Raw genomic sequence first — 21,273 nt, forward strand, 5'->3', positions numbered from 1 at the left:
GCACTAAAACGATGGAACGGGGAATTGAATTCTATGTGATGCTGGCCGCCGTGGCGGTCGGTGCTCTGACATGGCTCTACAAGAAAGGCAGCCGGATCTGGCGAACGGCGCGCAAGTTACGCCGATCCTTCAAGGAAATATGCCTGAACCCGAAATCGACGCTCGATGATGAACACTGCCGCCAGCTGGCCATCGGGGCGATGTACGCTTCGCAGCAGGGGGCCTGGCAGAATTCGCTGGAGACGGGGATTTTCGACACGCTGCCCGAAATTCTGGGCGGCTGGTGGGGCATCGACTCCTCCGCCGAGGCCCGCGGGCAACTGAACTACCTCTGCGAAAAGGGATTCCGCTACTACTGGCCCACGGTGCTCGAAGCCTTTCGGCTCGACGACCATCTGCGGCAGGATGCGTTGTTCCAGCAGCGGATGACCTCGCAGGAGGATTACGACAAGGCGACTTCGCAGCTCGAAAACCTGCGGGAGACCCTCGACGAACTCCTCTCGTGCGGGGTCGTCGCCTCGCGGGAGGAACTTAGCAGCTGCAACGTAACAGGCTGGGATGCCGGGCGCATTGTCTTCCTGGCGCGGGCCTGTTGCGAGATGGGCTACCTCACCGAAGAGGAGGCATGGCATTACATCGGCCGTGCCGATGCGCTGGCGCACGAAGCGTGCGGGTCGTGGCGCGAACTGGCGATGAGTTACATCCTCGGACGTTCGCTGTGGGGTGGCAAACGGGCCTACAATTCGGTGATGAAGACAACGGCCGACGTGCTGCTGAGCAACCCCAAGAGCCCGTGGGTGCGCTACCCGTGGTAAGGGCCCGACGAAACCGCGATGAAAGCCGCGCTGAAATATCCGGTCTTCTACCTCGCCCCCGCGGAGCATACGGTTTATGTCTTCTGGCGGGAGGAGAACGTAACGACACGCCGGCTGCTCGCCGAGGTCGACGGCTGGGCCGGGCAGGAGGTGGTCGACGCCTCCGGACGGCGCTATACGATCCGCCGCAGCCGGGAGACCGCGCCGGTCGGGCTCTGCGGCCGTATCGGCCCAACCGACCGACGCACCGTCCGCTATGAAACCGACTTCGAAGATGAGGTTCGCGATTGTATGCTCCCGGAGCTGCAGGCGTGGATCGCCCGCGAATATCCCCGGTCGGAGTGGTTCCGGGAGGCGTGCTGGCGCAATGCCGCCAACTTCCGGCAGGCGGTCTTCCGCTGCCGGAGTTTCGAGGAGCTGGCCCGGATGTTCCGCTGCCGTCCCGAGGAGGAGCCCTCCATCCGGCGCGACCTTGTGCGCTTTCTCGCCGTGGCTCTCGTTGTAGGACTTGTTATCTGGCTACTGGCCTGCTACACATAAAAACAAAAACCATGAAAATCAAGCATCTGATCGCATTTATCCTTCTGCTCGCTGCCACGAGCTGCGCAGGCACCCGCAAATCCGCCGAGCTCGACCCGACCTTCGCGGCCTCCGAATCGACCTGGTTGTATCGGGACGCCGAGGTGGTAAACCGCCGGCTGAAGCCCCTCGAGCGTCCGCAGGTGCGCTTCGAGGTCGAGCACGCCATCCGGCACGCGGATTCGGTCTGGGTGGTGGCTCGCGTGACGGTTCCCCACCGCTCGATCCGCCGCGGAGAGTGTTTCAAGGCTATGAGTGTTCTTCAAGCCCCCGAGGGCATCATGGAGCTGGGAGAATTGTCTCTCGACTCGGGCCATTTCATGCCCGATGAAGAGGGAGACGTGGATGTGACAACCCGTCCCGGACGGATGCAGAACCTCTATCTCTCATGGCGCTTTGCCTGGGACGAGCGTATGCGGATGAATACCTTCATCGTGGTCTTCGCCAGCTTGACCGACGGCCGCCATCTGTTCCAGTATCTGCCCCTGATGCTGCCGCTCTTCTGGATCGACGACACGGAGCGTGAGCTCTTCTGGCCGCAGTCGGCCGGAATCCCCGAGGAGGCCCTGCTCGATCGTTCTCCCTTCGAATCCACCACCGGGCAATGATGGAAAGAGTCATCCGGGGAGGGTTCGGGCTGCTGCTTGCGCTGACTCTTACGATCTGGAGTGTACAGGGTGAACAAGCTCCGGCGGACGACCGCCCCGACTTCGACGTTGTACCGCGCAATGCCGCCCGGGCGATCCTGCTCCACGCCGCCACCCCGGAATGCGACACCGTGCGCTGCTGTCTCTCGATCGAGGCCGGGCAGCCGCGGGCCCGGGGCGACTACGAGATTGTGCTCTCCAGCAACCAATACACCGACCGGACCCCGACCATCGTCACGGAGGAGGGGACACCCTTGGCATGGATTCGGAGTGCCAGTAGCGGATCCTGGAGCGATGGCAAAACCACACGCATCTGCCGGCACTTCTACCGTTTCTCCCCAGCCAAAAAGGGCGAGTACCGGCTTCGCTGCCGGGACCTCTCGTTCGACGGCGTGGCCTACGACGGCGTGCTGACGATCCAAGTCGGAGCACCGGAGCTAAATGCCGTTCCCACCTTTCTTTTATGGGTGGCAGGAATCGGTTGTCTGCTTCTCGTTGAAGTATTCATTCGGATTGGATGCCGCAACGAAGCCCGGGTCGATACAGCCGACTTCATACGGAAACATCGCAGGCTGCCGCTCAACGCCGAGGGGGTCTGGGCCCATTACCTGCTTCCAATCATGCTCCTCTATCTACCGCTCTTCATGGTCATCATCACCCTCACGGGTATGGCGTCCATTTCGACAAGGGCGCTTCTCTGGATCTCGGCCGTTTGTGCCCCGGTGGCTTTCATCCTCTTCCGTCTCCAATACCGCAGGCTTTTCTTCCGTTGGAGAAAAACGGTGCTGCCGCCGGAGCGGATCGACGCATTGCTCCGGGAACTGGCCGAGCAGTACGACTGGACGATCGACCACATGGACCGGGATTTTTTCGTCGCACACACCCATCCCGCATGGTGGAGCGCCACGTGGGGTGAACAGATCTTCGTCGCACACGACCGCGGCGGCATCTGGATCAACAGCATCAATGATCTCGGCAAGCGCAGCTCGATCGTCTCGTTCGGATATACCCGCCGGAATATCCGCCGGGTAACGGAGGCAATTGCAGCACGGTAAAAAGATACCCATCCACCAATGTAAGCCCGATACCATGACACCGTTGAAAATCGCCCCGCTGCCCGGATGCACTCCCGGGACGGCCGAAAAGATCGACGCACTCAACCGCAAACTCGGATCGTTCATCCACGCGCCGCTCAATCTCAAGGAGATACTGCGCATGGAGCCGTTTGCCGCCGATGGGGAGGTGGTGCGGGCTGTTGCGGCCTCGCTCGATGACTACGCCATCCTCCCGACCTCGCCCGAGGAGCGCGAACGCCAACGCACGACGGGTCTGCCGAAGGATTACGACATCGTGGGGTTCTGGTACTGTGTGGCACTTCTCGCCCTTTCGGCAGAGCCGGAGGCCGTGCGTTATCTGCTCGTGCTGGCGCGCATGCTGATGGTCGAGGATCCCGCGGAGCTGTTCCTGCTGCGGCGCATCGTCCGCCTGCTGGAGGGATTCCCGTTTCCCCACCTGCAGGAACTCAGAGGCCGGATCGAAGCCTTCTACGACACCGTTACACACCAGTTGGAAGCCTTCCGGTGGCTGGAGGCCGCCGGGATTCCGTGGCCCGAGTCATACGAATGGGAGGTCATCGCGCAGTTCTCCTCCGACGGCGAGCCCTATGCCGACCCGGCGGCCCCGAAGGAGGAGCGGCGCCGGCGCGTGGTGCTGACGCTCCGGCTGAACAGCCCCCGCAGCCTCTACGGCAGCTGCCGCCAGCACAACAGCTTCGAGATCTCGCTCCGCAACGACGACAACACGACGCGTGGCCTATGGAACGAAGGCCACGGCGATCTGTTCATCGACGACCGCCCCGTGATGCAGCACCGGATGTTCACGCCGTTGCAGCTCCCGGAGCTGTTCGACGCGCTCGAAGGGTTCGGCATCCGGCTGGTGCGCAAACCCGTGATGGTCTACACAAGCCAGGGAATTCGGAATGCCCATGTGAAGGTATTTCAGATGCTCGAAAATCAGCTCGGACATGACCCTACGGCGATCGGAGAGGTCGCAGAGGCGCCGGGCTTGCCGAAGGCGGCGGACGCTACGGACGCTACGGACGGTACATTGGCAGGAAAAAGCCAATTCCCGGAGGTCGAGCAGGCCGTAGAAGAGGCGCTGGACCTGCTCAAATACGATGGGGACGTGAACGACTCGCTGGCTGAGATGCGTAAAAAATGGGGCGAAGGGATTTCGGTGCTGCATGAAGCCCGATTCGACGAGATCGGGGTGCAATATGCCTGCCGCTCGCACGAAGAGGGACTTGCTGCTCTCGGGCAGGAGCTGACCTGCCACGGATACCGGCTCTACGACCTCGACGGCGACGATATCTACCTCCTCACGTTGCAACCGGAGGCTCACGCTACGGATTTCGAAAAGGCTTGCGGAAAGGCGGGTCAATATTGTCGGCAGTTGAAGCAGCCGGGGCGCGCACCGGGCACTCCGGTCCGCGAAATCGACCCCGGGCGCACGATGCCCTGCGAAGAGGTACCGTGGCCCGATGATGCCGACTACATGCTCGACTCGCTGGCCGGCGACTTCTGCAGCGGGCGGTGGAAAAGCCGTGATGCGGAGCAGTGGCAGGGGAATTTCGTCGCCGATCTCCGCCAGCGTCCGTTGCAACCGGTCAAGGTGCGTTGGAACCGGTTTTGCTGCCTGACCTACTCCCCGGAGATGGATTTCTATGCGGCGTTTTACTACATTCCACCCATGCAGTGCTGGATGCTTCTCGGGGGCAAGAATCCCCTGGAAGCGAACAGTTGGAAGCGGCTGTGCGACCTGCCGAAACAGGAATCGCCCTTTCTTTTCTTCGACCAGCGTCCCCGATGGTTCGGCCGTTATCTCTGCTTCGGCGACCGGCAGAGCGCCACGATCCTCACGATGAATCCGCAGGGAGTGGAGCGCGTCCAGCGTTTTCCCCTGCCCAAGGCGCAGCACCCTTGCAGGTTCGCCTGCGACGGACTCGGACGCATCCTCCTTGCACACGACGAAGAGACCTATTGTTTCGAAAACGGCTCGCTCTCACCGCTGGGCTTCCACATATTGAGCGGCGACGGGTTCAACGGCTCCATCCCTGTTCCCGAAACCGGCCGCCTGGTGATGTGCGGCTTCTCGGACCGGGAGGTGGTTGCCCGGCTGCTGGAACTCGACATCGACACGCGCCGCTGCCGGGCCACCCGTATGCAGAATGTGGATCCCTGGTCGGTTCTTCTCCCGTTTGGAGAAGATTGGGTACTGGTCAAAGGCGCATGCGACTCAATGCGGCTGGATTTCGCCCGACTCTGGAACCGCACAACCGGGGAAGTGCTGCGCATCCGTCCCGGGATGTTCGGCAGCGAAAAACTCGAACACATCGGACGGCTGAGCGACAGCCGCGTGGTGTTGACCACACTTCGCTCCCATGTGGGACAAGTCGTGCACTTTCCCGCGGATTTCTGGAATTTCCTCCGCTCGGCCAGTCGTCCGCAAACGCTGGAGCCGATGCAACCCTGCGAAGCACTCTATCCCGACATTCCGCTTACACAACCCGAGTAAGGGGGGGGGAGAAATCGCTGTTCAACCCTTTCCTATGAACTGGTTTGATTTTCTGGTAAGTTTTTCTCGCTTTATTTGTCTCTCTCTAGTATAATATTCCCCACTACTACCTTGGCTACGATATCGTTTTATATTTGTGAAAGATAACATCTAACTACAGAACTATTTAGACAAACAGGTAGCATAGGCTACAAAATGCCAGTACGATAAGCAATACAAACTGTCTGAAATCGTCAGGAGCTATGATCTGATTATGATAAAAACAGATGGACTTATTAATAAAGAGGTTTACCTGTAAGTTCTTGATATAAATTTAATGCATATGTATCTGTCATACCACTTACATAATCTGTTATCAACATGAATTTTTTATAATTATCTGTAGGAAACTCTTCTCCTTCATTGCAGGCCTTATCGATATAATTTTTTGAAATGAGGGAATATATTTTGAACTCTTTTGATTTCCGATTGAGTTTCCCATTCAGACATATTTCCTTAGAGAATAAAGCATTATAAAAAGTATTAAGTAAATACGATAAGACCTCCTGCCCTAATAATTCACACTTTAATACTTTAATATTTGAAAAATTATATACACTTAACTCTTTGAATACATCTCGTAATTTACTGGCTTCAGACACTTTAAGTATTTCAGAATCAAAATCACCTTCAATAATCTCATTTATCCTTCTATTATACTCCTTGGTCGTTTTTATCAACATTTTACTTTGGCATTTTATTCTAAGCAATCGAACATATAAATCCATGTTAGATTCATACTTTTTTAGTCCGACCAATTCTCCCGGACAATCATGAGTCGAAAAAGTTCGCTTAATACGGTCTAATGTTATTATTCCGAGTTTATGCCCATCCTCAATATCAGAAACAGAATATGCTATATCATCTGCAGCTTCAAGCAAGAAAGTTAAAGGATGTCTGGTTTTTCCCTTCAAACCTAATGTTTCTATTATCCTATTATAATCTTCTTTTTCTGATGTGAAATAGCCATATTTTTTCTGACTGTACTTGCCACCATCGGACATTTTTTTATTTCCTTCCAACGAAGAATATGGATATTTTATAATTGTAGCAAGAATGGGCATTGTAAGATTATAAGAAAAATTATCATGCGCCAATCCTAATTTACGCAAGATTCTAAACCCCTGTACATTACCATCAAAATTTAAGAAATCTGCTTGTTGTTCATCCGTCAAAGAATCAAACGCATTTTTTATTAAATTATCATCAGAAAAGCTCTTGATTTTTTGAAAATATGATTTAATAATTTCTTCACCAAAATGGCCAAAAGGAGGATTGCCTATATCATGGATAAGACCTGCTACTTCCAATATGGTCGGGATATACCCGATTTCTGTCTCAGTAATTATTTTCTTTTTCAATAGATGCTTTTCTACTCCTAACCCTAAACCTCTAGCAAAACATGCAACTTCCAATGAATGTGTTAATCTAGTTCGTATAAAATCACTACGTTCTAATGGAAATACTTGTGCTTTATCCTGTAATCTGCGGAAATGGGAAGATAGAACTATTCTTGAATAATCACTATCAAATGGATTACGTCCATCTGTTGGATCCTTTTTTACGCTTGATTCCCTAAAACGAATAGGGGAAATCATTTTAATAAAATTAGCTCTCATTTTATGCGGTATAAATTATTGCAATATTATTCAATCAATAATTTTTCTCTTGTCAAACTCCTCAATCCACGCCAATAATTCATTAACATCATTAGATATATCGTCGGGTAAAGGTAATTCAACGGGTGCTTCTAATGGCTGACTATGCTCATAAAAAGAATATTTTGTCATAAATTTATCAATCATCTCGCAATCATGCTTATTTATTTTTGCAAGAGAACTAACTTTTCCCATTGTGTTTACAGCTCTACGATATCGCTGAACAACATCTCCTAATAGATGATATTCAACAGTTCGTTCTATTAAAATGCGAAAGTCACTACATATCATTTTTGCGTGTAAATAATATTCTTCTGCTCCATTTTCGTTTAGGACTTTTTTGGCTCTAACAAGTTTGTTATTTAAGATATCTTTGAGTGCATTCTTTGGAGATTTTGCAGACATTGGAAGTTCTCCTATTTCGCCAGTACCCCACGACTCTCTCCTTATTCCAAGCGTTTTTATATTGTCACAGGCATCATTCAATTGGCACAATAGACTCAGTCGATGCGTGAAAACGATGACTTGCTGGCTCTTGCTTAGTTCAACCAATCGTTTAACTGTTTTTTCCTCGTATGTTTGATCGAGAGATGAAATAGGATCATCAAACACAAACGGATTAGCATAATTCCCTCCCGTAACATCTGCTAAGAAAGCAGCAAGAGATATAATGCGAGCCTCTCCTTCGCTTAAAATGTTCTCAGGATTATTATGAGTTGCATTAGCAATCTTGAGTACATGTTTAGTTGTACCTTTATTAATTTGTTTTACAAACTCTACTTGAATGTTTCCAGCGCCCAATTTATCTAACTCCTCATTAAATCGTTTTACAAAACTTTGAGTAATGACTAAATCTCCTATTTCATTTGCTTTGGTTGTGATTCCTCGTGTATTGGTTTGCGAAATCCATTGATCATATCTTATGACATTCATCTGACGAGATTGCTCGATTTTTATAGCTTCATATTGTTCAAAAGCCCATTTTTGAGCTTTTAATTCCAATAATTGTTTTGCTGCAGCATCTCTGTCAAATAATTTTGTATCATTTTCATACTCTGCAGCTGTAACTTCATATCGTCGGCTTTTTTCTTTCAGAGCAGACAAAGCAATTTGCGCGTCGTTATAAATATTGAGTAATGGGCGTTTTAAACGAATCGCTTCCCCATTATTATATATTTGAATCCATATATTAAATATTTGCTTTCCCCAGTCTCTATCTAATCCAGCAGATATACATCTGTCAATAATCTGGTCTTCGGTAAAATCCTTTGGTAAGGAATTAATACGATCATTATATCGTTTTTTTGCATCAGTTGCTATTTGTGACAACTCATTGGTTATGAATGTATCAAAATTTTGCAATCGAGTTTTCGTTTCCTCATCTAATATTTGATGGCACAATACACATCTATCATGCTGATACAACTTTTTATCGTCTAGGTATGCGTCTTTTTGAGAATACTCTTTTGCTGCAGACCATAGTAATTTCCAAGATTCGGTTCCAACGCCCTCTAATTTAGAGCTATTACTTAACACCTTAGCCGCGTCAAGAACTGCTTGTTCTTTTGTCGATAAGTCAGACGCTAAAGCATCTATCTCTTTTTTACTTTGTGGAGAAACTTTTATTAGATCATCTTCAATATCTTTAATTAGTAGGCCAATCTTACGTTTTTTTTCTCGTAACTCTACAACAGCCTTTTTAAGATCTGCTTCTTTTAATTTTTGATCAAGTTCTGATAATCTATTCTCGTCTTCTCCAGCCCAGACAAACTTTGATAAGTCTAACTTTTTAGACAGATATACATTCTTTACATAGTTGGTTTCGGATAATTCATGTGGCGGTACCGGTAGTTTTGGAATTAATTGATCTTTTTGAGTAGTCAAATGTTCCTTAATAATGTCATGATACCTTGAAAAAGAAGAAAAGAATGCTACAATAGGAGGAATGTATGAAACAGAGTTCGCTTCATTCAAATATGAGGTACCTGTGTCAGAATCAAAAATATCGACAGATCTTAATGATTCTATAGCGCCATCATTCACAGACCAAAAACATTGTTCCACTTGCTCTCCTCTTTTATAAGATATGGTGCATTTACCGATACTGACATTGGGTTTATATATATTCCCAATGAGATCTCGTGTATGTGGCTTTCCGCATACTTTTTTTAAAATTCTTGTATAACCGGATTTACCTGTTCCATTCTTGCCATAAATCACGGTTAATCCTTTTTCCGCAAATTTCAGAGCATTTCGAGGAGATAGATATTCAATATTTTCTATGGAATCTATAGACAATAATACTATCGATTCTCCATTAATTGATATACCAATATTAGGGAAAACTTTATCTTCAAATTGTTTCTCCTCTTTCAACATTGACACAATTTCATCAATATCGCTATTCTCTAATTTCTCTTTAATTAAAAGCCGATAGGCTAATTCACACTGCCATCCTTTTAATGTTTTCACCCAATTGATAACTTTTTGTTGGAGATTTTCCATATTTCTCTATGACTTAAAATAATATTATAAAGATAATCATTTTAAGTAAGAATATCCAATTTATTATTATATTGTCATATCAGAAGAAATACGATAAATATTTATGATTCTGTCATTTTATTGAAGTTATAGACAAAATACAATTAGGGAATTGCATATATTTGTATTATTCGAACTAAACATCTAAATGGAACATAAATTCGTTAAGGTCATTCTCAAACGACAGAATGGATACTTGGTTATTAAATCATTGGTTATCATACATAATAACTAATTCCTATTGATCAATTATTTTTATTAGAACTTATATTTGAATAAACCTCCAATAATAGAAATGAATATACTTTACATCTTTGGTAATGGCTTTGACAAAGCACAAGGGATGGCAACCAGTTATCCTGAGTTTTATAAATATCTGCAGGAGCATGTAACAAGTGGCAGCAATTTATTAAATCGGATGAAAGTTGAAATAACTGAAGATCGAAAGTTGTGGTCCGATATGGAAGAACGTTTAGGTGCTTTTACAGATGTATCTAACAACGCTGATGAATTTTACGATTTCTATTTTGAATTGAACGAACATCTTCAAAGTTATCTAACAAAAGAGAATGAGAAGTTTTTACCAACAGATAAACTTAAGACAAAATTTCAGGACGATTTTATTAAAATCAGTAAATATCTGGGAGCATTAGATAAAGATCGGTTTAATAGGTTTATAAAGAAACACAATTTTTCTTCCAAAGATATTTCTGTTATTACGCTAAATTATACAAATACTCTCGAAAAGATATTAAACCTCAGTAGTGGCGCAACAACCAAAGGTTTTGATAGTAGTAATACATTACGTAATCTTATCCACGTTCATGGGATATTGGGCCAATCTATCATCATAGGAGTCGACAATGAAACTCAAATTAAAAATGAAGAGTTCAAAAAAAATGACGACATTAAAGATTTGATGATAAAAGAACAATCGAATCTGGTGATGAAAGAAACAAGGCATATACAATGCGAGACTTTAATTAATAATGCGAATGTAATTATATTGTTTGGAGTCTCACTTGGGGATACTGATGCCCGGTGGTGGAAGATAATAGGGAATAATCTTGTTAACAGAACGAATATAGCTATTATTCAACATCTGTATGAACCTAATGCGATTCGTCGCACACAATTACAGAAACGAGGACGTTTGGAACGAGAACAACAAAAATGCTTTATGCAGAAAATGAGAATAGAAGAAAAAAACTGGTCTGAGGATTTAACTGGCAGATTGTTTTTCACAGTAAATGAACCTACATTCATTTTAAAATAATTATATAGGCCATATAAATAGTTCTGTATCAACAATACTAATAATTTCCATCAAAATCCTCCGATGAAACACAATCAACAGTTTATCGGAGGATTCTTAGAATTTAACGCGTTTTCTTACACATAATTCTCTTTTGAGAATTATGGACGATTCGTGCCACGTATAATAGACACCTTCTCCTATACGCTTCTTCCTCCTCATCCGGCCTCCGGCCGTCCCAGCGGAGGTCGGATGAGGAGTTGCCACTGCCTCCGCCGGATGAAACGGCTACAAGTTGTCCTCCTATTAAAGCATCTGCGATGGTGAAGATCCGTTCCCGGGCAGATGGCTCCGCCATCTGGTCAAGAAACTCCTGCATCAGAGCTGTCTGATTATCGTTGAGATCCGTTAGCCGCATATTCTCCTGTTGCAGCCGTTTAAGCTCCTGATAATCGACCAGTTCATTTCGCTGCACAGCCTGCACCTGCAGCTCGGCATCCTTCCGATACAACGCTTCAATCTGGCGGACAATCTTCACGAATCGGCTGGCGATAGACCGGTTCTGCTCCTCAATCCATTTGTCAACACCGAATATCGTAGGTTTACCAGTGATTCTCGGCGGTTCGAAGTCTATCTGACGGTTGCGGAACGGTTGTGCAATCCGTCCAACACGCTCTATATCCCGTGTCATTCTGTCCAGCTCCTGCTCTTTCGCCTGAAGTTTAACGGTCTTGTCGTCCAGCTTCGTCTGGTACTCGGCAATAAGTTTCAGAAGATCGGCTTTCTGGGCGTCGTATTTGTCGAGTGTTATTCTTCCGGACGCCAGTTTCTCTTCAACATCATCGAGCAGCGATTTATAATTAAAAATCTGCGCTTCCATTCTCCGTATCATAGACTGAAGTCCTTTAACGGCTTTTTCAGCCTGTCTTGCATCGTGTGTAAGTTTACGAATATAGTCGCGTTTACTCAAATGGCTGACATGCCGCCACTCAATACTATCGCCGCGTTCCAGTCCGTATTTACTGCCGACCTCCTCGTAGAGCGAGGTATGCATCTCCCGAAGGATCCGGCCGTACTCATAACAGTTCTTCCCGAACTTCGCCGACCACATGACACATTTGCGTCCGCTTTTTGTACGTTGTCCAACCGGAACAATCAAGGCATGGATATGCGGACTGCTCTCGTCGAGATGAATCTGGAAGCCGATGATATTCTCCTGCCCGTATCGTCGGGCGCACCAGTCATAGACATCTTTTGCCCATTGTTCGATTTCCGGGCGCCGCTGAAGGTGGCTGTTATCCGCCCCCTTGTCATGATTGACGGCCTGGTCTCCGAATGCCATTTCGAGAGTGCGGTCGTGGTTACCGCCGAAGATGAATTTGGCACAACAGTTCGGCTGTATCTTGCTGTCGGCCTTGAACGGATGCCAACCCAGCTCCGTCAGCCTGTCCATAAGCCGTACCTCAAGCGACTTTTGCTGATAGCCTAACGGATGGATCTTCCCGTCGGGTCCGATCTCGAAATTCAATCTCATCCGGCTTTTGTCGTAATGGTTGGTCGGGTCCTGATTCTTTCGCTCGATCTTGTCATCATTCCAGTGTCGTTCATTTTCATTGGCCTCCGCCGTGCCGAATGACTTTCCGGCTTCGACGTGCATGGCCTGCTTTATATCTGTATTCATAATCGATGATCTTTTGATAAATGGTTCTTGTTTGAGCTTGCTCACCACAGGTCGGAGTCTGCCGAATCCCGACGGGACTTTCTTGCCGCCTGGCAAAAAGTCCTTATTGTGTTATGGACTTTCATTGTAAACTCCCAAAACCTTCCTCGGGTTATTCGATCAATTCCAGATCCAACTCGTCGATAAGCAGTTGCAGTGCTGGATTTCGCCTTATCATCTGCTGGAGTATCTGGCGTTGTGTCGGAACGGTCAGAAAGAAGTCCGCTATGTCCAGACCTTGGCTGCGCTGTTCGTCGGTGGCCAGGCGTTCCAGCATATCGGATACAACCACCCGTTTGCAGATGTCAGCCAGCAGGGCGGATTTCTCCCGCCATCTCTCCGTTGCCCCCAGATCGGGAATGAGAGTTACCTCCCTGTCCCGAAGAACGGACATTGCCTCCCGGTTGAAGCTGCCATTCTTCCCGCCCGTTGCCAGCCAGATGTAATCCGGCATGAAGTGGCACATGACGACGGCAGTCTTCTCGCTCTCGACCAACATCACCGGCGCCGAGGTAGTAGTGCGGTTCAGCAGGTGTTCGCCGAAAGGGCATTGCCGGAGATGGAAGTCCGGCAGATGCGACTCCGAATGAACCCAACTGACATACGCCCGTGGCTCCTTTATCCGATGCCCGGTAGCGGGATCGTACAGCATGATTTTCCCGGTCCGCACCTGTCCCTGTCGGTCCGTCTGCCAGAAGATGGTAGCGCCGCCCCATTTGGATGAGGTGCCGATGCGGTATAACCGGAACAGACGCTGAGTCTCCTCCTCGCCGAATGTCTGGCAGAGGTAGTGATACAAGGGGTTGATCTCATAGTGCGACAGGCTCCGCATGACCACATCGGCTGAGATAAAAGAAGGAACGGGATGGGGCGTTTCACGCTCGGCAGCCATTGGCAAGATGCGACGATCGGCTCTGCCGCCGTCCGGTTGAGACAGCACATCGGGATTGTCCCGGAAATACTCCCGAGGCGTATAATGATACCCGCAGGAGTTTTCGTGGTCGCATTTGCCCACCGTGTCCGGAAACCGGATGATGCTTTCTTCATCGACATAGCGGACGAAGCAACGGCTTCTACCGCAGTTGGGGCAACTGATCTTGCTCCCGTAACGGTATTTCTGGAGATGAAACCTGTACTCACTCATGGCCGCGCGGATTTTCGTCGTTTGCACACTGCACTTTTGCACTTTGATACCCGGCCCCGCCCGTTTCGCCGTCCAAAAGTGCAATAGTGCAAGGTGCAGCCGGTTTGCTCGGACAGAGTTTGCGATACGTTCCGTGGTCGATCTTCTCCAGTAGGGGATTCGGCTGGCAACACAACTGCTTCAAGGCATAATAGACAGAGCGTCTCGACAGCTCGACCCGCTTTCCCACGACGATCGCATCGCCTGCCGTGAAGGTATTGCCCAGCAGCGACAGCCACGCCTCTTTGGACTCGCCGATATTGTTTGCGACAATCAGCTCCTGAATCCTCCGATAGGTCTCCTCATAATAGCCGATCATCCGAATGGCCGCCTGCACAGATTCGAGGTCTACGCATTGCATACCGCCTCCGTCCGTCGCCCATTTCAACACCTGGAACACCAGCGAGAGCCGGGCGGCATTGCCGTTGAGTTTCATCTTGCGGCTCTCCACCTCCGCATCGTCTTCGATGGCGTTCACCTCCTCAATGATGCCGTTGTACCAGTTGTAGAAATACGCCTCCGCGTCGTCGGCCATATTCAGCACAACACCCGCCGGATAGGGGAGGTTCACTATCCTGTCCAGCACCTCCTGCCACTGTCCGACCAGATCCGGCCGGGCAATGGTACCGTCGTCGCGCTTCCAGCCCGAAATCCTCCGGTCTTTCGGATAGACGAACAAAAAGCGGTCCAGCAGTCCGTTTGCCATGTATTCGGCCCGGAAGATCTCCGGCAGCAGATTGGTCTGCACCGAACCGATAATGTTGATGCACGGATTCTTGATAAGGATCGGCCGGGCTTCCGACTTGCGGATCACCTTCAACGGCTGGCCGCTGTAGGCTGTCAGCAGGTCTTCGATGAGATTGTTCCGGTTGTTGTACCGTTTCACGGAGTTGAACAGAGCCCGAATCTCATCGACTACCAACGCAATGCCGCGCGGGTTGTGCTGGTGGATGCTCATCATCGCCTCGGGCGTGAAGTCCGAGATGACCGTCGTTACCAACTGCGGCTTCCGAAGCAGCGTACACTCCTCCGCCGCGCCGCCGCGCCGGTTCCCGGACGAGGCAAGCGCCTTTTCATAGGCGTTCCACTCCTCGTTGTACTTCTCGTACATCCGGTCGTCGTACTCGCGGATTGGTCTGTAAAGGAAACCAAGCGGCGGTGTCTTGCCGAGCCCCGGCCTGCCGACCAGCATCATGTAGATGGAGGGGCTGGTCTTCCATTCTCCCTTTATTCGGATCCGGTAGGAGTTCCCGATGGCCGTCGCCACCGCCGACAACAGGATGGAGGCCGTATATTCGACATTGAAGTTCTCGTAACGGGCCAGATTCAGAACGAGCTCCTGAATCCTCGCCGGAAAGACCTCCAGCGGCAAGCCAGTTTCGGGGATACGCTCCACCTCCGAGCGGAGCATATTGGTCAGTTGCAACCGGTCATACATGAGAACCTCCTTCCTGATCGGACAGCATGATGCCGGAGGCAAACGCCTCGTAGTGGAAACGACGCAGGAAGCGGTCGACATCCGCCTGCGTGTACCAGTATTTGTCGCCTTCGCGCGAGTAGCCGAGATAGCCGTTGTCGCGCAGCTTTTTCAGATACTTCTCCTTGATGTGCAGTTTTTCCATCAAAGACTTGTTGTCATAGAGACAGTGCCCGCCTTCCTGTGCCGGAGGTGGCAGTTTCTCCTGTCTCTCTACTATGCTGAGGATCTTTTCAAGCAGTTCCCGGTCGCATAGTTTCTCTACATTCGTGTTCTTTGCCATATATATCTCAAATTATGGCCGAACCGTCCTGATGCACACTCAGACCTTCAGCCTGGTTATACGATATGGTACGATTGTGCACATCGCACCAGAATCACGGCACGAATGTATGAAATAGCTGAGGATTAATAAGTTATAACAAATTATCCAATATTATGACAGGTGTTATGGAAAGTTATGATTCTGTCACAACTTTGTGCGTAGCCGATTGATTACCAGCAATAAAAAAGAGAAAAATAAAATTGAAAAAATCGAAGATTGCCAGATGAAGCAAAACAAAATGCATAACAAGCCAGAAGCTAAGACTTGCCAAGAACGATGATAATACTCTTCGTTTTTTGTCACTTCTGAAAAAACTTGTCGATTTCTCCGGCATTGTTAGGAACGGGCATATCCCTCCTGTTCTGCCGGGACTGTCCGATACCGGTCTGTTCAAATAGTGCGTTAAGCTCGACATCGGGAAAGAGTCCGTTGCCGAATTCCCAAAAAGTCTTCTGTTCGTATTTGGAATATTCAGGATAATCGCCGCAATATATTCGACCACACATATAGGCAAGAAGAGCCTTTGTCCCTTTCCAGCTATAATGGGACCCAACCTCTTCAATATATCCAGCTTCTATTGCTTTCGCAAAGATTGTACGGGCAAGTGAAGTGTCAAGCCTTCCCGATAATACAACCCCTTTGGGGGAATCCGTACATTCAGAATGATTATCTATGGGTTGAACGGTTTGCTGGTTCTTTTCCTTAAGTTTGATGCGTAACTTTTCCGCTCCGTATGCAAATACACCCGATAAGACAAGGGCGGTGAAAATGCCTGTTATTACGACAGGATCAGGATGGTTGTTGTCCTTTACCGGATCAATTATCCCAAGACCTATAAGAAGCAAAGTCCCTATGAAAAAGACTATTGCAGCAGACCACATGATTATTCTATGGTATCGTTTGAATAGGATAGAAAGTAACAATACCAGAACAAATGCACACACCAGCAATAGGAATACCTGCGTAATAGTCATCTCAAATCAATTTAGGTGTAAAATTAATGAATGTTTTCAATAGCCATCTGCATTCATCAGACAATTTCGAGAGAAGCAAAATCCTCTTTCAGACGTGCCACTTCCGCCGACAGCGTTTCGGGCAGGAATTTGGCATAGACCTTTTCGGTGACATCCGTACTTCCATGACCGAGCAAACGGCTGACAACCGACATGGAAAGTCCCTTATTCAGTGCAAAGACCGCAAACGAATGCCGGGCCACATGCATTGAGAGGGTAAACGGAAGCCCTATCTGTTCTCCGACAACCGCCAGCGACTGATTGATACATTTCGTGGCATTGTTGCGGGCCTTGTAAAGCGCCTCCGCATCGTCGAGATCCAGATCATCCTTTACTAAGTTGAAGACATACCGGCATCCGGCACATTTCTCCTGCCACCGATGTAGTATATGCAAGGCAGGTTCTGTAAGAGGAATTACATGGCGCTTGTTCGTCTTGATCATGATTTTTCTCAGTTCCTTCTTCTCAAAATTGACATGGCCCCACTGCAATGTCATCACATCGACAACACGGAGTCCACAGGCATGGAAGGCAAAGAAGAACATTTCCAAAAATTCCTTACGGCGCGGTTCTGTACAGGTACTGTAATATTCCAATAGCGCAGACATCTGTTCCTTTGAAAGGTACTTGCCATCAAACTCGTTGTCTTCGTCCGAAAGAGATATCTTAGAGGCGATACGCATATCCTGAATCCTCGCATTGACGGCATGGTCTATCATCTTCATTTCGGAAGCATAGGCACACGCCTTCAGAATCGGAGTCAAGGCATGGTTGATCGTTGCATCGCTGTTCTGTTTTATCTCACGCCGCCACCTGATGTATTCGTCAATCAGTTCAACCGATATTTCACCTAAATAGATACTGTCCGGCTTGTAGGTACCGTTCTTTGTTGCACGGAGAAAGATACGGAAGATATTCATTCCGCTCTTGCCGTTCTCATAGCGGCTGCGTCCGATCCTGTTCCGGGAATAGTCAGATTCAAGCCTTTCCAAAACAAACTCGATAAAATCCTTCCCTTTGTCCTCCCGCGTGAGCGGTTTATCGGCCAAAAAGTCGGCGATCACCTGTGCTGTAATCTGACTGGGATGTTTTTCCTGATATTCGGCCAGCAGTCCGTCGATCTTGTCCGCACGGGCAAGCAGCAGACTGTTGATCCGGTTGGCCTCCGGACCATAACTCGCCCTCACACCTCCGCGTCCCTTGTTGGCTTTTTCGTTCCAGTCGCCTAGCCGGACAAAGATGTTCATGCCCTTGCGTATCACCTGTCGGTTCCAGGTATATTCAAGCTGGACAAGATACTGTTTGGCTGGATCGATCTCACCCCGGATATGCAGGCGATAGCGTCCCAATGGATATAGTCGTTTCGGTCGTCCCATACTGGAGATGTTTGAAATTAAAAAACAGAGGTTGCGGTAATACTCACAAACCTCTGTAAAGGTAATGAATTTTGTCCAAACAAATCCCGATTTTTTTCTCCGAAAAACGTATTTTGTCCAAATAAACTGCACCATCTGAGACGGTCAGACGCTGTTGTCCAAACAAATCAAATCCCTGCCAATCTATCTGATTAACAGGGATTTAATAATTATTCCGCGCTTAAAAACGCATTAATATTCTTCCTCGTTGAAGAAGAAATCGTCCTTCGAGGGGTAATCGGGCCAGATGTCTTCGATCGATTCGTAAATATCGCCTTCGTCCTCTATTTCTTGCAGGTTTTCAAGCACTTCCAACGGCGCTCCCGAACGAACTGCGTAATCGATCAGCTCCTCTTTGGTCGCGGGCCAAGGTGCATCTTCCAATTTCGATGCGAGTTCAAGTGTCCAGTACATAACGGTATCAAGTTTTTAGTTCTGCGGCCGGAAACGTCCGAAAGACGTCCCCAGCTGTTCGAAAGTGCAAAAATATAAAAAAAATCGAACCTGCAAACAAATCCTCGAAAAATCTTCGCGCGGGTATGAAAATGTTCTGTCGGGCCCTTTTTTCGTAGGAAACGATGACGGCACGGCGGAAGTTTCGCTGCCGACCGGCCTTACATGGCGTCCGGCGGTACGTTACGGGCGCCAGAGTGTCTCTTCGACCTTGTAATACTCCGTGAGCGCGCGTCCCAGCAGGTAGAAGTAATCCGACAGCCGGTTGAGGTAGGCCAGCGTGTTGGCACTGATCGTGGGGTGAAGTGCTGCTGCGCGCAGGCTGGCGCGTTCCGCGCGGCGGCAGACCGTGCGGCAGACGTGGCACAGCGAGACAGTTGGATGGCCGCCGGGAATCGTGAATTTGGTGATCGGCCGCACGCGGGACTGCATCGCGTCGATGCGCTCTTCCAGATACCCGATCGCCTCGGGACTTATGTCGGGCAGTTTCCCTTCGCCGCCGTGCCCTACGGCCAGCAGTGCGGCGACGCTCATCAGTTGCGATGCGACGCGGTCGAGGTCGCCGAGGTATTCGGCCAGCCCCTCGTCCGAGCGCAGATGGTCGCTCAGATAGGCCGTGAAACTGCCCAGCTCGTCCACCGTTCCGTAGGCTTCGACCCGCTCGTCGATCTTCGACACGCGCTCGCCGCCGACGAGCGACGTCGTTCCCTTGTCTCCTGTTTTCGTATATACTTTCGTCATAGTTTGAAATGTTGTTTCGGCAATGTTCCGTTGAAAAGCAGCAGATAACCCCTGTTGTCGATCGACGTCGAGGGGTGTTCCGCCGCCAGACGCCTGCAACAGTTGCGGCGTTCGACGTCGGCATACGGCTCCATGATGCAGAGCGTCGCCCCCTCTCGTCGGGCGGCCTCCGCCAGCTGCGGCAGCCGGTCGGTCGGCGTGTCGGCGGTTGCGATGCACAGATCGGCTTCGGTTGCACGGTTCATGCCGAACCGGTTGTATCCGCAATGGATAAAGAGGTTCTGCAACTGCACGGCGCGGCGTTCGTTCACGCCCCGTTCGCGCAGGGCGGCGTAGAGCGAACGGTCGCCTTCGCGCAATTCGGTTTTCATGAATACCTGCCGCACGATCGCGTAGACGAACGGCGAGTGCACGCCGTGTCCCCTGAAAAACCGTGCGCGCGCCAAGTGGCTGCGGAGTCGTTCGGCGTTGCGGCGGAAACGGTATCGGACGGCGAGTTTCATTGTTTGAGCTGTCCGGCCAGCCGTCCGGTCGAGAATGCAATCTGGAGGTTGTAGCCGCCGGTGTTGGCGTCCAGATCGAGCACCTCGCCGGCAAAATAGAGACCCTTGACTTTGAGCGATTCCATCGTGTAGCGGTTCACTTCGTCGCAGCGGACGCCGCCGGCCGTCACGACGGCGTATTCGAACGGCGCATAGTCCGAGATCGGCAGCACGAATCCTTTGAGCAGTGAGATCAGGCGGTCGATCTCCTTGTTGCCGATCTTCTTGACGTAGGTCTTCGACTGAATGTCCAACTCTTTGCAGACGGGCATCACCAGGGGCTTGGGCAACAACTTGCGGAGCAGTTCGGCGAAAAACTCCTCTTCGGGCATCTCGGCGATTTCGCGGCGGATGCGTTCTTGCAGGATTTCGACCGTAAGTGCAGGTTTCAGGTCGAGCGAGAGTTTCACGCGCCGGCCGTCGATGAGTGCGTCGACGGCGTCGCGGCTCATCCGCAGCGCCACGGCGCCTTCGATGCCGCGTTCCGAGAATCCGATCTCGCCGAACTCCTCGCGTATGGCTTCGCCGTCGATGAAGAGCGTCGCGCGGATGTTGCGCAGCAGCAACTTGTGCAACTCTCTCAACTGCGGGTGCGGCGAGACGAGCGGCGTGAGCGACGGACGCAGCGGTTCGATGTCGTGCCCCGCCTCGCTGGCGAACGTGTAGCCGTCGCCCGTCGAGCCGGTGGCGGGGTAGGAGACGCCGCCCGTGGCGACGATCACCCATGCGGCCTCTTCCTTGCGTTCGAAGCCGCGGCGGTTCATGTAACGTACGCCGAAGATCTTGCCGCCGAGCGTCATCAGCCCTGTCACGCGCGTGTGGAACCAGAATTCCACGCCGTTGTCGCGGCACCACTCTTCCAGCGTGTTGGCCACGTCCCACGCCTTGCCGCTGTGAGGAAATACGCGGTCGCCGCGTTCGAAGTCGAGTTTCAGGCCCCGCCGTTCGAAGAAGCGGATGGTCGCGCGGTTGTTGAATTCGGCGAATGCCGTCGCGAAGAAATCGGCGTTGGTGCGCACCTGCTCGGCGAACTCCTCCGGCGGGCGGGCGTTGGTCAGGTTGCAGCGCCCCTTGCCCGTGATGCGGATCTTGCGGCCCGCCTTCTCCATCTTTTCGATTACGAGCACCTTCTTGCCGTTCTGTGCGGCCGTTCCTGCGGCCATCATGCCTGCGGCGCCGGCGCCTATGATGATTACGTCGTACACTTCTCTGTCGTTTTTTGTCTGCCAAAGATACGATTAAGCGAGGGTAATTGCAAACATTGTTTGCTTTTGCCCTTACTTAATTCATATCT

18 protein-coding genes are annotated in these 21,273 nt (G+C 50.1%); 6 read left to right on the forward strand and 12 right to left on the reverse strand.

Going from position 1 to position 21,273, the window contains the following annotated elements; genetic code table 11:
* Positions 1–11 precede the first annotated feature (11 nt).
* From FMF02_RS10690 to FMF02_RS10710, 5 genes are read left to right on the forward strand one after another with little or no spacing between them, the layout of a single operon-like run.
* Positions 12–815, forward strand: a complete 804-nt coding sequence (locus tag FMF02_RS10690) for a DUF1266 domain-containing protein (RefSeq protein ID WP_141413135.1) — start codon at positions 12–14, stop codon at positions 813–815.
* An 18-nt stretch (positions 816–833) separates the two neighbouring features.
* Positions 834–1,355: a hypothetical protein gene (locus FMF02_RS10695; protein WP_141413136.1), complete on the forward strand. Its 522-nt coding sequence runs from the start codon at positions 834–836 to the stop codon at positions 1,353–1,355.
* A gap of 11 nt (positions 1,356–1,366) precedes the next feature.
* A complete protein-coding gene (locus FMF02_RS10700; protein ID WP_141413137.1) occupies positions 1,367–2,002 on the forward strand; it encodes a hypothetical protein in 636 nt (211 codons plus the stop codon).
* Positions 1,999–3,096, forward strand: a complete 1,098-nt coding sequence (locus FMF02_RS10705) for a hypothetical protein (protein WP_162502299.1) — start codon at positions 1,999–2,001, stop codon at positions 3,094–3,096. Before FMF02_RS10700 ends, FMF02_RS10705 begins: the two co-directional genes overlap by 4 nt.
* Positions 3,097–3,130: 34 nt before the next feature.
* On the forward strand, positions 3,131–5,614 hold the full coding sequence (locus tag FMF02_RS10710; protein ID WP_141413139.1) for a hypothetical protein: 2,484 nt from the start codon (positions 3,131–3,133) through the stop codon (positions 5,612–5,614).
* Positions 5,615–5,889: 275 nt separating this feature from the next.
* Here FMF02_RS10710 and dgt read toward each other — a convergent pair whose 3' ends face one another.
* Both dgt and FMF02_RS10720 read right to left on the reverse strand, forming a co-directional pair.
* The gene (dgt, locus tag FMF02_RS10715) at positions 5,890–7,272 is read right to left on the reverse strand and encodes a dGTP triphosphohydrolase (protein WP_141413140.1); all 1,383 of its coding nucleotides are present in this window, start codon (positions 7,270–7,272) and stop codon (positions 5,890–5,892) included.
* A 30-nt stretch (positions 7,273–7,302) separates the two neighbouring features.
* Entirely contained in the window at positions 7,303–9,816 is a 2,514-nt protein-coding gene (locus FMF02_RS10720; protein ID WP_141413141.1) for an AAA family ATPase, read from the reverse strand.
* 334 nt (positions 9,817–10,150) lie between these two features.
* On the opposite strand from FMF02_RS10720, the gene FMF02_RS10725 reads away from it, so the two are divergent.
* A complete protein-coding gene (locus FMF02_RS10725; protein ID WP_141413142.1) occupies positions 10,151–11,131 on the forward strand; it encodes an AbiH family protein in 981 nt (326 codons plus the stop codon).
* Between the two features lie 103 nt (positions 11,132–11,234).
* Here FMF02_RS10725 and mobV read toward each other — a convergent pair whose 3' ends face one another.
* The 10 genes from mobV to FMF02_RS10775 form a co-directional block, all read right to left on the reverse strand.
* On the reverse strand, positions 11,235–12,791 hold the full coding sequence (gene mobV, locus FMF02_RS10730) for a MobV family relaxase (RefSeq protein ID WP_141413143.1): 1,557 nt from the start codon (positions 12,789–12,791) through the stop codon (positions 11,235–11,237).
* A 151-nt stretch (positions 12,792–12,942) separates the two neighbouring features.
* Positions 12,943–13,974, reverse strand: a complete 1,032-nt coding sequence (locus FMF02_RS10735) for a DUF6371 domain-containing protein (RefSeq protein ID WP_141413144.1) — start codon at positions 13,972–13,974, stop codon at positions 12,943–12,945.
* Entirely contained in the window at positions 13,967–15,451 is a 1,485-nt protein-coding gene (locus FMF02_RS10740) for a DUF3987 domain-containing protein (protein ID WP_141413145.1), read from the reverse strand. Before FMF02_RS10740 ends, FMF02_RS10735 begins: the two co-directional genes overlap by 8 nt.
* Entirely contained in the window at positions 15,444–15,773 is a 330-nt protein-coding gene (locus FMF02_RS10745; RefSeq protein WP_141413146.1) for a helix-turn-helix domain-containing protein, read from the reverse strand. The genes FMF02_RS10740 and FMF02_RS10745 overlap by 8 nt, the downstream gene beginning before the upstream one ends.
* Positions 15,774–16,114: 341 nt before the next feature.
* Positions 16,115–16,789 carry a hypothetical protein gene (locus tag FMF02_RS10750; protein ID WP_141413147.1) on the reverse strand — a complete coding sequence of 225 codons (675 nt, stop codon included), beginning with the start codon at positions 16,787–16,789 and terminating at the stop codon, positions 16,115–16,117.
* Positions 16,790–16,845: 56 nt separating this feature from the next.
* Positions 16,846–18,204, reverse strand: a complete 1,359-nt coding sequence (locus tag FMF02_RS10755) for a tyrosine-type recombinase/integrase (protein WP_141413148.1) — start codon at positions 18,202–18,204, stop codon at positions 16,846–16,848.
* Positions 18,205–18,435: 231 nt separating this feature from the next.
* Positions 18,436–18,657, reverse strand: coding sequence for a DUF2795 domain-containing protein (locus tag FMF02_RS10760; RefSeq protein ID WP_019129787.1), 222 nt, complete (start codon positions 18,655–18,657; stop codon positions 18,436–18,438).
* Between the two features lie 222 nt (positions 18,658–18,879).
* The gene (locus FMF02_RS10765; protein WP_141413149.1) at positions 18,880–19,437 is read right to left on the reverse strand and encodes a cob(I)yrinic acid a,c-diamide adenosyltransferase; all 558 of its coding nucleotides are present in this window, start codon (positions 19,435–19,437) and stop codon (positions 18,880–18,882) included.
* A complete protein-coding gene (locus FMF02_RS10770) occupies positions 19,434–19,940 on the reverse strand; it encodes a hypothetical protein (RefSeq protein WP_141413150.1) in 507 nt (168 codons plus the stop codon). Before FMF02_RS10770 ends, FMF02_RS10765 begins: the two co-directional genes overlap by 4 nt.
* Positions 19,937–21,145: a BaiN/RdsA family NAD(P)/FAD-dependent oxidoreductase gene (locus tag FMF02_RS10775; RefSeq protein ID WP_244611652.1), complete on the reverse strand. Its 1,209-nt coding sequence runs from the start codon at positions 21,143–21,145 to the stop codon at positions 19,937–19,939. Before FMF02_RS10775 ends, FMF02_RS10770 begins: the two co-directional genes overlap by 4 nt.
* Between the last annotated feature and the right edge of the window lie 128 nt (positions 21,146–21,273).

Origin of the sequence: Alistipes communis, from assembly GCF_006542665.1 — a bacterium.
Lineage (GTDB): Bacteria > Bacteroidota > Bacteroidia > Bacteroidales > Rikenellaceae > Alistipes > Alistipes communis.